This window comes from Halorubrum californiense DSM 19288 (genome assembly GCF_000336875.1).
Classification (GTDB): domain Archaea; phylum Halobacteriota; class Halobacteria; order Halobacteriales; family Haloferacaceae; genus Halorubrum; species Halorubrum californiense.
Genome location: NZ_AOJK01000026.1, coordinates 1 through 13150, shown reverse-complemented (window position 1 = coordinate 13150; position 13150 = coordinate 1). Strand labels below are relative to the sequence as shown.

Here is a 13150-nt window from a genome sequence, read left to right as displayed (position 1 = left end):
AAGCACCGCAGGAGCGAGCGCAGCGAGCGTCTGTCCGCCTCGCGGCTGGGGCTTTCGCGGTGTCCGTGTCGATCGGCGATTTATAAGAGACGACAGACGGCCGAGCGGCTGGGGCTTTCGCGGTGTTCGCCGCCGAACGACAGGCGGCTACTGATAAGGAGTTCGTCAAAAATCCCGCAGACTCGATGCCCGCGTCAAAAGCCACTCCCCGTCGTCAGTACTGGTAGTTGATGACCTGCTCGTCCTCTTTGTCGGCGTCCTGAAGCTTGTCGCGGGCCTGCTCGAAGTCCGCTTGCGAGACCTCGGTGCGGCCGTCGCGGATGGCGAACATCCCGGCCTCGGTCGCCAGCGAGGCGATGTCCGCGCCGCTGTACCCATCGAGGCCGTGGGCGACGGAACCGAGGTCGACGCCGTCGGCGACGTTCATCTCCTCGGTGTGGATCTCCAGGATGCGCTCGCGGCCCTCGGGGCCGGGCTCGGGCACCTCGATGAGGCGGTCGAAGCGGCCGGGACGGAGGATCGCCTCGTCGAGCATGTCGAAGCGGTTGGTCGCGGCCATGATCCGGACCTCGCCGCGGTCGTCGAAGCCGTCCATCTCGGAGAGCAGCTGCATCATCGTCCGCTGGACCTCGGCGTCGCCCGAGGTCTTCGAGTCCGTCCGCTTGGCCGCGACGGCGTCGATCTCGTCGATAAAGATGACGGCGGGCTCGCGCTCGGCGGCGAGTTCGAAGAGGTCGCGGACGAGCCGCGCGCCCTCGCCAATGAACTTCCGGACCAGTTCGGAGCCGGCCATCTTGATGAACGTCGCGTCGGACTCGTTGGCGACGGCCTTCGCGAGCATCGTCTTCCCGGTGCCCGGCGGGCCGTGGAGGAGGACGCCGCTCGGCGGTTCGACGCCGACTTTCTCGAACTGCTCGGGGTTTTCGAGGGGGTCCTCGACGGCCTCGCGGACCTCTCGGATCTGGTCGTCGATGCCGCCGATGTCGGCGTACTCGACGTCGGGCGACTCGGTGACCTCCATCGCCTGCGCCCGGGAGTCGGTCTCGTCGTCGAGCACCTGCTGGACCGCAAAGGAGTCGTTGATCGCGACGCGGTCGCCGGGGCGGAGGTCCTCGTCGAGCCGCGAGGCGGCCTGCGTGAGCACCTCTTGGTTGTTGCCGTGCTGTTTGATCACGACGCCGTCGTCGGTGATCTCCTCGACCGACGCGATGTACAGCGAGGAGGTCTTCAACACCTCGTTCTCGCGTTTCAGCTGCTCGACGTCGTCTTTCAGATCGCCGCGGCGCCCCTCGGCGTCGGCGAGCCGATCTTCCAGTTCCTCGTTCACCTGGAGGATCCGCCGGTAGTGCTGACGGATCGCCTCCAGCCGCTCCGCGTCGCTCATCTCGGGGTCGAGCTCCAACCGCGGGCGGTCGGGGAGTGACGGACTGTGAGACATTTGTTATTCCCGGATAAGATGCGGGCGTAAATGTGCCTTTGGGTCACGGAGAGACCGTTGGATCGGCGCGACGAGCGCGCGACCGACGAGGCCGCGAAGCCCGGGCGACCGCGCGTCGCCCGTCGATATCAGCATCGATAACTGGGTGTCAACGTTTTAACGCGGAGCGAACGAACGCGATCGTATGGACGCACGAACGGCGGGCAGACGCGCCGGTCCGGCGCTCGCAAACCGCGAGACTCGGACGGGGAGGCACCGCCGATGAACGGAACTCCGGACGCGACCGTCCTCGCGGTCGACGACGAGTCGGACCTCGCAGAGCTGTACCGGGTGTACCTCGACCCGGTCTACGACGTTCGGATCGCCACCGGCGGCGAGGGGGCGCTCGACGCGATGGACGACGCGGTCGACGTCGTCCTCTTGGACCGCCGGATGCCGGACATGTCGGGCCACGAGGTGCTGAACGCGATCCGCGGCGACGGGTACGACGCCCGCGTGGCGATGCTGACCGCAGTCGAGCCTGACATCGACATCGTCGAGATGCCGTTCGACGACTACAAGACGAAGCCGGTCACCAAGGAGGACTTGGTCACGCTCGTCGAGGTGCTGCTCCACCGCGCCGCGTTCGACGAGCGGAGCCAGGAGTTCTTCGCGCTCGCCTCGAAGAAGGCGGCGCTGGAGGCCGCCGGCACGACCAACTCCGACGAGTACGAGGAGCTCCTCGAGCGGATGGAGGCCGTGCGTCTCGAAGTCGACGACACGCTCGATCACCTCTCCGCGCGGGACGCGTTCGTCGAGGTCCCGGGCGAAGTGTCGTAGCGGGGGCACTCCCCCGTATTGGACTCGCGGCAGCCGCCGTCCGGTTCCCGCCGGTCGACTACTCTATCTCCAGCTCGCCGTCCGCGCTCTCTTCGCCGCCGTCTTCGTCCCACTCCAGTTCGAACTCGACGCTCAGTTCGCCCGGTCCCTCGGCGGGCCCCTCACGTTCCGCTTTCACCTCGAAGGTCGGGCGGGCGGGCGGCTCCAGCGTCGTCGACTCGTCGCCGCGCGTGAGCGTGATCGCGTTCCCGGCGTCCAGCGAGTCCGCGACCGTCCGCAGGTACGCGGCGATCTCCTCGCGGCTCCGGCGACTCTCCGACTCGAAGAGGACTTCTTCGGGCATACGTGGACGTACGCCGCCTCGGAACTTAAATACCGACGCGGAATCCGCGGCGCGAGACGGTGGCGGGACCGCCCCCGATCGTTTTGTGCCGTCCGACCGAAGTCTCACCCCGTGTCCCTCCCCGGCTCGCTCCGCACGGTCGCCGCCGTCGCCGTCTACTGGACGGCGATCGCGCTCGGCGGGAGCGTCCTCCTCCCCGACCCGACGAGCCCGCTCGTCGCGGTCCCGACCCTCGGCGGCGGCGCGGTCGTTGCGCACGCGGCGCACACCGACCGGCTCGTCGAACTCGGCTACGCCGTGGGGACGATGTGGATCGCCGTGCTGGCGCTGTCGATCGGCACCGGCGTCGTCGACGTCTTCGCGCTCCCCCGGAGAGAGATCGCGCCGCTCGCCGACTACCCGGGGATCGCCGCGATCGGCACGGTCGGACTGCTTGGCGTCCTCGTGGTCGCGTACGCGGCGTTCTCCCGTCGGAGCGACGAGCGCGACGCGGCCGAATCGGAGTGAGCCCCGCGCGGCGACGCCCGACCCGTTCGACTCAGTCCGTTGACCGACTCAGAACCCGTCCTCGAAGACGAAGGTGCCGTTCCGCTGGACGACCTCGCCGTCGACCTCGATGACGGAGTCCTCGCTCATGTCGACGATCATGTCGACGTGCTCGGCGGACTCGTTGACCGCGTTCTCCCCGCCGACCGTCTCCGGGTACGCGGAGCCGACCGCCATGTGGACCGTGTCGCCCATCTTCTCGTCGAACAGCATGTTGTAGGTGAACCGGTCGATCTGTCGGTTCATCCCGATCCCCAGTTCGCCGAGGTGTCGGGACCCCTCGTCGGTGTCGAGGATCCCCGTCAACAGGTCCTCGTTGCGCTCGGCGGAGTGGGAGACGACCTCGCCGTCCTCGAACCGGAGCCGGACGCCGTCGATCTCGCGGCCGTAGCGGTACAGCGGGAGGTCGAAGTGGACCTCGCCGTCGACCCCGTCGCGCGTCGGCGCGGTGAACACCTCGCCGCCGGGGAGGTTCGCCTCGCCCTGGTCGTTGAGCGTGGAGTTCCCGGACACGTCCAGCGTGAGGTCGGTCTCCTCGCCGGATTTGATCCGGACCTCGTCGGCCGCGTCGAGGATCTCGACCATGTTCGACTGGAACTCGCGCTGTTCGTCCCAGTCCAGCGAGACGGCGTCCCAGACGAAGTTCTCGTACGCCTCGGTGCTCATCCCGGCGAGCTGGGCGTGGCTCGCGGTCGGGTACTGCGTGAGACACCACGTCTTCGAGAGGCGGGTCCGCTTGACCTCCTCCATCGCGCGGTTGTACGCGGCGTTCGTCTCGGGGTCGACGTCCGCGTCCTCCGTGGCGTTCGCGCCGCCGCGCGCGATGACGAAGACGTCGGCCGCCTCGTACAGCGCGCGCCGGTGGCTCGGCTCGGTGAACTCCTCCGACGAGCGCTTGAACGCGCGCTGGGCGCGCTTCGAGTAGTTGAGGTAGATCGGGTTCGCCCCGCGGTCGCCGCAGACCTCGTGGAGCGCGACGGCGAGGTCCTCGGCCTCCTTGGGCATCTGGATGACCACGTCGTCGCCCGACTCGATGCCGGTGGCGTGGTCGGCGATGATCTCCGCGTGTTCGCGGACGCGTGCGTCCATGCCGACCGGTTTCGGGGCCGGGGAATTACCGCTTTTCCTTCCGGCGGAGCGGGCGGGGGGACCCCGGGCGAGCGAACGGCCGCGGCCCCTCCGGCCGCAACGCGTTTGCCCGGCCGTCGCGTAGCTCGGGGCATGTCTCGGCTCGCGTTCCGCGCGGCCGCGGCGGTCGTCGGCGTCGCCCTGCTCGCCGCCTACCTGGCCGCGGCGCTGTTCGTCGCCGACCTGCTGCGCGCGGTCTGGGCCGCCCGCCCGAACCTCCCGGTCCTCCTCGCGCTCGTGGCCGCCGGCGCGCTCGGGTCGGCGTACCTCAGCTACCGGCTCGGCACCGCGCAGGTCCTCGCGAACTTGGAGGGCGACCGGGTCCCCCGGAAGCGCGCGCCGGACCTCCACCGCCGGATCGACGCGCTCACGGCGCGGATGGACGTCGCGCGCCCCGAACTCTACATCACTGACGCCCGCGCGCCGAACGCGTTCGCGGTCGGGGGCGGGGGCGACGGCGGCGCGCTGGTGATCGACCGGTCGCTGTTCCGGCTGCTCTCCCCGCGAGAGGTCGAGGCGATCCTCGCACACGAGCTGGCGCACTTGGAGGGGAACGACGGGTTCGCGATCGCGATGGCCGACGGGATCGGGCGCTCGCTGGTCGGGATCGCGACGGTCGCGACGCTGCCGGCGCTGCTCGCGCTCTCGGGGCTCGCCGCCGCGTCAGCGTGGATCCGCGGGCGACCGCGCGACCGGTCCGGCCCCTTCGCGCGGCTCCACCAAGCGCTCGCGGGCGGCCTGTTCGCGGGGTTCGTCCTCGCGACGCTCGTCTCGCGGTCGCGGTCGCGCAAGCGGGAGTTCGCGGCCGACGACCGCGCGGCCGAGGTGACCGGCGACCCGGTGGCGCTCGCGCGGGCGCTCCGCCGGATCGAGCGCGCGACGGAGCCGACGTGGCCGTTCGCCCCGTTCTCGACACACAAGCGAACCGACGAGGCCGCCGAGCGCTGGCTGTCGACGCACCCGTCGACCGACGAGCGCGTCGAGCGCCTGCGGGAGACGGCCGAGTCACAAGGGCCGACGCGTCGGATTCCGGCGGGGCCGTCGCAGGCGACCGTCGGGCGAGGGAGGTCCCGGCGGTGAGAGGCGTGAGACACGAGACTCGGACGATATTGCGGTGGCGCGTGCCTCCGAGTGGCCGCCGAAGGCGGCCGCGAGGAGCACGCGCGAGGGACGCGGCGACCCTAGGGAGCCGCGAGGCTGGGGAGGCGTGAGGTGCGGTCCCGCGAGCGACCGACGGGAGCGAGCGGGAGCACGGAAGTCGCAGCCCGCGCAGCGAAGCGAGCAGGAACGTCTTCCGGCGGTTGCTGTGCGGGGCGGGACTCAAAGGGGCAGTCGCGAGAACGAAGCACGACGACGCAAGCACCGAAACGAGGGAGCGGTAGCGACCGAGTGAGGCGCGCGGCGAGTCGCGCGAGTTCTCGCGACTGGGGCTTTGGAGGCGTTCGTAACCACACCGCTGGCAGCGAATTATAAATAAGCAACCGCGACGACGGACGCTCAGACTTACAGCCCGTACTGCTCGCGCGTCACGTCGTCGAGGCCGGATTCCTCCAGCACGTCCGCCGGCACGAGCATGTCGAGCTGGACGACCCCCGGCAGTCGCCCGATCTGGACGCCACCGGTGAACGTACACCGGGCGCGGACCTCGCCCTCGCTCATGTCGAGCAGGGTGCCGGCGCGGTCGAAGGCGTTCTGCGTGGCGTCGTTGACGGTCGCGCCGGAGCCGATCACCTGGATCGGGGCGGCGTCGGTGTCGACGTCGACGCCGTGTTCTTCGCCGAGGTCGTCGCCCGCTTCGACCTCCTCGTCGCTGTAGGGCGCGCTGATGAACGGGAGGTCCGCCTCGTTCGGGAGGAGAACGGGGCCGTCGAGGTCGACGTCCTCGATCACCTCCACGTCCATCGTGACGGTCCCGCTCACGTCGGTGGTGTGGAGGGAGAGCTCACCGTCGCCCTGGTTCGCGTGGAGGTCGCCGACGTAGATCCCGCCGCCGTCGACGACGACCGGGCAGATCAGCGTCGCGCCCGCCCGGACCTCGGGGACGTCCATGTGGCCGTCGGTGCGCAGGTCGAGGTCGGCCTCCGTCTCGACGCCGTAGTCGTGGTCGGCGCCGATCAGGTTCTGCCCGAAGTCGCCCGCGTTGTGCGAGTCGGGCATGGTGACCGGCGGCGTCGTGCCGATGTTCCCGACGAACGGCCGCAGGCGACCGAGCGTGCCGGGCATCTCGTCCGGCTCGTACAGCAGGATCGGGTGCTGCCGGGCGTTCTCGGGGATGTCCATCACGCGCTCGGCGTCGGTCGCGAGCTCGTGGGCTCCGTCTTTATCGAGGGTGATCCCGACCGCGTTCTCGTGGTCGAACGCGACGGTGTACCCGTACTCGAAGCCGAACGAGGAGGCGTTGGCGCCGCACTCGGCGCAGCGGATCGCGTCCTCGCCGGTCCCCTCGACGACGGAGTCCGGCCACGTCGCGCCGCACTCGGGGCAGCGGTGGTCGACGAAGGGGTCGTCGCCGAACGCCTCGTCGCGCTCCGCCATCGACCCCGTGCTGGTCGCCATGCTCGTCACCTCCACGTCGCGGATGTGGATCGCGACCGCGTCGCCGACCTCGGCGCCCTCGACGCGGATCGGCCGGGTCACCTCGTGACCCCCGCGGAACGACGGCGTCACCATCGGCCCCCAACAGCCCGGCGGCGTGTACGTCTTCACCGTCCCGCCGTCCGCGACCGTGCCCGCCCACTCTTGCTCCGGGCCGACGAGACCGAGCGTGTACTGGTCGACGTACAGCTCCTCTTGAACGCCTTGCTGTGACATACCGTGTCAATGTTCGGCGCTGGCCGAGATAATCCTACTGCTCGCGGAAGGGCGCAGGCGAGCCTCTCGGCCGGAGGTGGGCAGGTCTCTCGGCCAGCGGTGGGCGGGTCTCTCGGCCAGAGGTGGATTAGCCTCTCCCATGGGCGGGCGGCCGCGGTCGGGAACCGCGCCGCTCACCACGCGACCCGGCGCCCCAGCACGAAGACGACGAGCGCGACGAGGAGCGCGCCGAGGAACGCCTCGAGCCCGGCGAGCGCGCGCGCCGTCGACCCGACCGGCTGGATGTCCCCGTAGCCGAGCGTGGTGAACGTCACCATGCTGAAGTACATGTTCTTCCCGAGGACGACCGCTCCCTCCGGCGAGAGGAGGTTCGAGAGGCCGCCGATCCCCTGCGTCGTGAGCCCGCTGCTGCCGGTCGTGCCCTGCGTCGTCGTGGTGTACAACACGCCCCAGATGAACACCGTCACCGCGGAGACGTACACGACCCGCCAGAGCCGTTCGCCGTACCCGCACGTCTGGTGGAGCACCTTGTTCCCGACCCACTTGCCGATCGCCTTCGTGCGGTTGACCGGGGACACCGCCTCCTCGCGGGTGAAGGCCGCGAGCCAGTTCTTCCGCCGTCGGTACGCCATCTCCTTGATGAAGAACTCGGCCGCGGCCTTGCGGTCGCCGAAGTCGCTCGCGCAGTTTTTCGCCTTCAGGTACGTGTTCTCCAGCCTGGCGGGCGTGAACTCCGTCTCGGACCCCGATCGGTCGACCGCCTCCGTGGCGGCGAAGGTGTGTATCTCCCAGTTGTTGCGCGCGAGGTACGTCTTGTGGGCGGTGAAGTCGAAGCCGTGGAAGTCGGTGTTACAGAATCGGAAGTGGTTGAACAGGCCGTGCGTACAGTGGTCGTCGTCGAGCGTGATCTCCCGGACCTCCGCGTGGGTACAGTCGTAGAAGGCGTCGCCCTGCTCCGGTTGCCCGAGCGTGCCGCCGCGTACGACGGCGTCGTTCAGGTCGACGAGCGTCTCGGACTCGGCGGGCCGCGGACGGAAGACGACGGAGTGTTCGAACTCCGCATCAGTGAACGCGGCGTCTTGGGCGAACGTCGTGTGCGTGAAGTTCGCGTAGAGGAACGACGCCTTGTCGAAGTCCGCCGTGCCCCGGAACGTCGCCGCCTCGAAGCTGGCGTCGTCGTTGTGCATGTTCGAGCTCCCCTCGAACTCCGCCGAGCGGAACGTCGCGTCGCCCTCGAACTCGGCGTCGGCGAACGTGCTGTCCTTCTCGAATCGAAGCTCGTCGAAGTGCGCCTCGCCGTCGAAACGACAGCTGGAGAAGTCGGACTCCTCGAGGAACCGGGAGCGCGAGAAGATTGACGACGCGCCGAACGCCGCGTTCCGGAAGGTGCTGTCGTCCTCGAAGACGGTGCGCTCGAACAGCGCCGTCCCCTCGAACTCCGCGCCGGAGAAGTCCGCGACGCGGAACTCGGCGAGCTTGAAGTCGGCGCTGTCTCCGAACGTCACGGCCTCGAAGTCCGCGTCGGTGACCGTGTGGGCGCCGCCTTGGAACTCGACGCCGCGGAACGTCGCCCCCTCCTCGAACGCCGACTCGGCGAAGCTCGCGTCGCTCTCGAACCGCGCCTCGTCGGCCGTGACGCCGGACTCGAACGCGATGCCGTCGAAAGAGACCGGCTCGGTGAACCGGGTGAACGACAGGTCGACCGACTCGTCACAGACGGCGTCCTCGAATCGGGTGCGGCCGAACAGCGACTCCCGGAACGACACCGGCCCCCGGAAGCGCGCGTCGTCGAAGCCGGCCTGACCGAACTCGACCTCGCGGAAGTCGGCCTCGCTGTCGAAGACGGCGCCCGAGAACGCGGCGTCGTCGTCCTCGTGGTAGTCCCCGACGAACTCGACGCCGAGGAACGAGACGGCCTCCCGGAACGCCGCGTCCTCGAACGTCGCGTCGTCGTCGAACCGTGCCTCGGCGAACGTCGCCTCGCCGCGGAACGCCCCGTCGCGGAAGTCCCCCTCGCCGGCGAAGTGGGTCGCCTCGAAGTTCGCGGTCCGCTCGAACGCCGCGCCCTCGAAGTTCGCGTACTCGAACTCCGCGCGGTAGAAGTCGGCTTCGCCGGCGAAGGCGGCGTCGGCGAACGTCACGTCGTCGTCGCGGACGTTGTCGCCACCGTCGAACTCCGCGCCGCGGAAGCTGGCCGCGCCGGCGAAGGTCGCCCGCTCGAAGGCGGCGTCGTCGTCGAACCGGCACTCGTCGAAGCTCGCTCGGTCGTCGAAGGTGGCGTCGGAGAACGCGAGGTCGTCGTCGAAGCGAGACTCGTCGAAGACGGCCTCCCCGCCGAACGCGGCGTCGGAGAAGTCGCTGTACCCGAACTCGGCGCTGAGGAAGTCGACGTCGCCGCCGAACACCGCGTCCGCGAACGAGAGGTCGTCGTCGTCGACGTTGTCTCCCCCCTCGAACTCCGCGCCGCGGAACGTCGCGTCCCCGTCGACCCCGACGCCCTCGAAGCTCGCGTCGCTCTTGAACCGGGCCTCGTCACAGGAGAGCGACGCCAGCGTCGCGTCCTCGAAGACGAGGTCCTCGGTGAAGCGCGTCTCGTCGAAGACGAGGTCGTCTTCCGCCGTCAGCCGCGCGAAGTCGGCGAAGCCGAGGATCGCACCCGCGAACGTCGCGGGCGCCTCGAACGTCGCACCCGCGAACGAGAGGTCGTCGTCTTCGAGGTTGTCCCGCCCGCGGAACTCCGCGCCCGCGAACGTCGCGGGCGCCTCGAACGTCGCACCCGCGAACGCGGTGTCGCCGTCGAGCCGCGCCTCCGCGAAGTCGACGCGGTCGCCGAACGTCGTCCGCTCGAAGGCGGCGTCGCGTTCGAAGGTCGTGGACGCGAACGTCGCCGTCGCCGCGAACGTCGCGTCCGCGAACTCGGCGTCGCCGCCGAACGTCGCCCGGTCGAACGTCGCCGTGTCGCGGAACTCGCAGCCGACGAAGTCCGCGTACCGGAAGCCGGCCTTCGTGAACGAGACGGGGGCGTCGAAGCGGACGTCCTCGAAGCAGACGTCGTCGTCCAAGAGGTTCGCGTCGCCGCGGAACTCGGCGCCGTCGAACGCCGCCGCGTCGCGGAACCGCGCCTCGCGCAGCGACGTGTCGCCGTTGAACCGGCCCTCCCGGACGTCGACGGGGCCCTCGAACGTCGCGTCGGCGAGGTCGACGTCGCCCTCGAAGACGGCGCCGGTGAGGGTCGTCTCGCCGCGGACGACGGCGCCGGAGAGGTCGACCGGGGCGTCGAATTCGGACTCCGTCCACTCGATCGCGCCGATCTCCGCGCCCGAGAGGTCGATCCGTCCCTCGAACTCCGACGCGGACAGGTCCAAGGTGCCGGTCACGGTCGCGCCCCGGAGGTCGAGGGGATGTTTGTCGGCGGCGGTGACGATCTCGTGGCGGATCGAGACGTCGTCGAGGCGGGCGCCGAGCAGGCGTTTCGCGGCCTTCCCCCGTTCGCCCGCCACGTCTCTGAGGCGCTCGGCGACCGCGTCGGGGTCGACGCCGAGGTCGTCGCGGGCGTCGCTCGACAGGTGGAACACGCAGCGGTCGGCCGCCGGGTGCGCGTCGTGCGGGCAGTGCCACTCACCCGCTATTTCCGCGGTGGCGTCCGCTACTGCGCCGGCCTCCTCGGGATCGAATCGGAACGTGCACCGGCTCGCCATAGGTATGTTGACAGGTCATCGTGACGACAGTGACTTTAATTTTGGTACTCGGCCGCACGTTTGCCGGCGGGCATCCAAGGTGGCGCCCAAAAAACATACCGCATAGATAGACCACTAACCGACAAATGGGACTCACAGACACACTTCTGTGTGAAATTCTCGGGGCAAGATGGGAATGCGACCGTTGTGGCGAGCGGTATCGAAATGAGCCGAACCGATGTGATAACTGCGGAAACACGATTTACAACAGAATCAATAGATGATCTCAATATCTGATCCCTCACAACGAGTTTGGACGCGAGAACTCTTATAGATCGGAATTTCACGGAGATACTACACCGGGCACCCGTCATTGCTGAAGCCGTCGAGAGACAGGACACGGCTGAGATCGGCGCTCAGTTGAACAGTAAGGGAACTGGTTCTTTTTATAAACAGCACCGTTACGTCCCGCGTATGCAGACCCACGTCGTGCCCGTCGGGTTCGACTACGACCGGATGATCGCCCCGCTCATCCGGGACCAGTTCGACGTCGACCGGGTGATACTGCTGGAGGGGACGGTCGGGAGCGAGGCCAACGTCGAGTACTCGCGCAACATCGCGCGCAAGCTGGAGCAGGACTTCCGGAACCTGCTCGGCGCCGAGACGGTGCGCGAGCCGCTGGACGACGTGTACGACTACGACGCCGCCTTCGAGCGCGCCTTCGACCTGATCAACGCGGAGCTGGACCGAGATGAGGGAATCGACGAGCCCGACGATTCTGAGGGCGCCTCGGCGGCCGAGCGCGAGGTGTGGGTGAACCTCTGTTCGATGCCCCGTCCCGTCTCGTTCGCGTTCGCGACCGCGGCCCACTCGATCATGGTCGAGCGGCAGGCGGACCGCGACCGCATCCACACCTACTACACGGCCCCCGAGAAGTACTTGGAGACCGAGTTGGCGGAGGAGCTACGCGCGACGCGGGACCTCCTGCGCGACCTCGACGACGAGAGCGACGCCGACGCGCTGGAGTCGGCCGGCGTCGACCCCGACCGCGTGGCTGACCGGCTGGCGAGCACCACCGACCTGCTCGCGGAGTTCGACGAGCGCGGCACCACCATCGGCGCGAAGCGCATCGGCGACAGCCACGTCATCGAACTCCCCGTGGCCTCCTTCCAGAACGTCAAGCCGTTCGAGGAGCTGGTGCTGTTCACCCTCGGCGAACACGGCGAGTTCGAATCGGTCTCGGAGCTGGCGGAGACGCTCGCGGCGGAGCTCAACGAGGAGTACACGGACTCGTTCCGCTCGAAGGTGATTTATAACGTGGACCGGCTCGGTCCCGGCGGCAAGGGGTACATCGAGCGCGAGGAACACGGGAAGTCCTACCGGACGAGCCTCTCGCGGATCGGCCGACTGTGGGTGCGCGCGCACGCCGACGAAGATCGGAATGTGGCGTGAGCCGTCCAGAAATATAGTGATTAGTCGGAGGTAACCGGGCGAAAATCGACTGACAGTTCAGGATAGATCTCACCATCTGCTTTCTCTTGATCTAGTTGATCGAGATACTCTGCCATCGTTTTGAGTTCAGGAATCTCGGTAGTGTCAGCGTATCGGTCTATGAGGTATCCGGCAACGGTAACGAAGAGCATTGAGTAGTTGGAACCACCGAGGTAGTGGTGCCCGAAATGTGCCAAGTTATTGCGCTTCATTTTGGCTAAGTCGATAGAGGCTTCAATCTCTTTCAGATGTGAATAGGGGATGTCACGTCCCAAGTCCTCCACCAAACAAGCTCTTGAGTTGTCAATATACGGCGTGTCTCCCTCTGTCTTTGCCATATGCGTAACGTAATCTCGTGGATCCAGTTTGAGATGAACTGCCGATACTATGAGTTCTAATGTAACCCCATAGAATAAGTCCGCAGCCATCTGTCGAGACCAATCTCGTCGTGAAAGCCAGTCAACGGACACGTCGCGGTCTTTCCACTTGTCTCCCGGCGCACCCACCTTCGTGAGAGCCATGTCGATGTACGCTGCGGCCTGTTTGAACTGTTGATCATGAGGCGGACTCTCGTATTTGGATGCGTCCGGCTCATGGTAGTATGCCCATATCTCGTACGTCGCTGCTCGATGGTGTTTCACAACCTCTTGCTGGTACTGTTTTATCTGCTCCAAGGTTTCTTGTTCCATGTTGATTTTCTCCAGAGCTATCCTATTGAAATCGAGGCTCAATGAGGTTTGACTATATCAGGCCCTCTCGGTAGGCAATGCTTCCAAGGCCCCAGCCGCGACGGCTCGCGTGACTCGCTGCGCGCCTCGGTCGCTACGCTCCCTGCGGTGCTTGCGTCGTCAGACTTCGCCCTCGCGGCTGCCCCTTTGAGTCCCGCCCCGCACAGCA

General features: G+C 67.8%; 10 protein-coding genes. 4 read left to right on the top strand and 6 right to left on the bottom strand.

Annotated features, from left to right (window positions below; genetic code table 11):
• Positions 1-214 precede the first annotated feature (214 nt).
• Positions 215-1438: a proteasome-activating nucleotidase Pan2 gene (gene pan2 / locus C463_RS05965; protein ID WP_008441992.1), complete on the bottom strand. Its 1224-nt coding sequence runs from the start codon at positions 1436-1438 to the stop codon at positions 215-217.
• Between the two features lie 261 nt (positions 1439-1699).
• Here pan2 and C463_RS05960 point away from each other — a divergent pair, with 261 nt between their 5' ends.
• Entirely contained in the window at positions 1700-2257 is a 558-nt protein-coding gene (locus C463_RS05960) for a response regulator (RefSeq protein WP_008441990.1), read from the top strand.
• A 58-nt stretch (positions 2258-2315) separates the two neighbouring features.
• On the opposite strand, the gene C463_RS05955 is transcribed toward C463_RS05960, so the two are convergent.
• Entirely contained in the window at positions 2316-2600 is a 285-nt protein-coding gene (locus tag C463_RS05955) for an amphi-Trp domain-containing protein (protein ID WP_008441987.1), read from the bottom strand.
• 111 nt (positions 2601-2711) lie between these two features.
• On the opposite strand from C463_RS05955, the gene C463_RS05950 reads away from it, so the two are divergent.
• A complete protein-coding gene (locus C463_RS05950) occupies positions 2712-3107 on the top strand; it encodes a hypothetical protein (protein ID WP_008441985.1) in 396 nt (131 codons plus the stop codon).
• 48 nt (positions 3108-3155) lie between these two features.
• Here the strand turns inward: C463_RS05950 and C463_RS05945 are convergent, their stop codons facing one another.
• Positions 3156-4235, bottom strand: coding sequence for an aminopeptidase (locus C463_RS05945; protein ID WP_008441983.1), 1080 nt, complete (start codon positions 4233-4235; stop codon positions 3156-3158).
• Positions 4236-4367: 132 nt separating this feature from the next.
• On the opposite strand from C463_RS05945, the gene C463_RS05940 reads away from it, so the two are divergent.
• Positions 4368-5354 (top strand): M48 family metallopeptidase, encoded by a 987-nt coding sequence (locus C463_RS05940; RefSeq protein ID WP_008441981.1) that lies wholly within the window; start codon positions 4368-4370, stop codon positions 5352-5354.
• A gap of 423 nt (positions 5355-5777) precedes the next feature.
• Here C463_RS05940 and C463_RS05935 read toward each other — a convergent pair whose 3' ends face one another.
• Together C463_RS05935 and C463_RS05930 are read right to left on the bottom strand one after the other, a co-directional pair.
• Complete coding sequence (locus C463_RS05935) at positions 5778-7085, bottom strand: acetamidase/formamidase family protein (protein WP_008441980.1); 1308 nt, start codon at positions 7083-7085, stop codon at positions 5778-5780.
• Between the two features lie 173 nt (positions 7086-7258).
• Entirely contained in the window at positions 7259-10783 is a 3525-nt protein-coding gene (locus tag C463_RS05930) for a pentapeptide repeat-containing protein (protein ID WP_008441978.1), read from the bottom strand.
• A gap of 453 nt (positions 10784-11236) precedes the next feature.
• On the opposite strand from C463_RS05930, the gene C463_RS05925 reads away from it, so the two are divergent.
• On the top strand, positions 11237-12214 hold the full coding sequence (locus C463_RS05925; RefSeq protein WP_008441976.1) for an HFX_2341 family transcriptional regulator: 978 nt from the start codon (positions 11237-11239) through the stop codon (positions 12212-12214).
• 20 nt (positions 12215-12234) lie between these two features.
• On the opposite strand, the gene C463_RS05920 is transcribed toward C463_RS05925, so the two are convergent.
• Entirely contained in the window at positions 12235-12942 is a 708-nt protein-coding gene (locus C463_RS05920) for a hypothetical protein (RefSeq protein WP_049905606.1), read from the bottom strand.
• Positions 12943-13150 lie beyond the last annotated feature (208 nt).

What these genes read in the sequence shown, in the direction of transcription:
- C463_RS05945 (WP_008441983.1), bottom strand. Translation starts at nt 4,235, where the DNA reads ATGGACGCACGCGTCCGCGAACACGCGGAGATCATCGCCGACCACGCC.
- C463_RS05925 (WP_008441976.1), top strand. Translation starts at nt 11,237, where the DNA reads ATGCAGACCCACGTCGTGCCCGTCGGGTTCGACTACGACCGGATGATC.
- pan2 (WP_008441992.1), bottom strand. Translation starts at nt 1,438, where the DNA reads ATGTCTCACAGTCCGTCACTCCCCGACCGCCCGCGGTTGGAGCTCGAC.
- C463_RS05920 (WP_049905606.1), bottom strand. Translation starts at nt 12,942, where the DNA reads ATGGAACAAGAAACCTTGGAGCAGATAAAACAGTACCAGCAAGAGGTT.
- C463_RS05935 (WP_008441980.1), bottom strand. Translation starts at nt 7,085, where the DNA reads ATGTCACAGCAAGGCGTTCAAGAGGAGCTGTACGTCGACCAGTACACG.
- C463_RS05930 (WP_008441978.1), bottom strand. Translation starts at nt 10,783, where the DNA reads ATGGCGAGCCGGTGCACGTTCCGATTCGATCCCGAGGAGGCCGGCGCA.
- C463_RS05960 (WP_008441990.1), top strand. Translation starts at nt 1,700, where the DNA reads ATGAACGGAACTCCGGACGCGACCGTCCTCGCGGTCGACGACGAGTCG.
- C463_RS05955 (WP_008441987.1), bottom strand. Translation starts at nt 2,600, where the DNA reads ATGCCCGAAGAAGTCCTCTTCGAGTCGGAGAGTCGCCGGAGCCGCGAG.
- C463_RS05940 (WP_008441981.1), top strand. Translation starts at nt 4,368, where the DNA reads ATGTCTCGGCTCGCGTTCCGCGCGGCCGCGGCGGTCGTCGGCGTCGCC.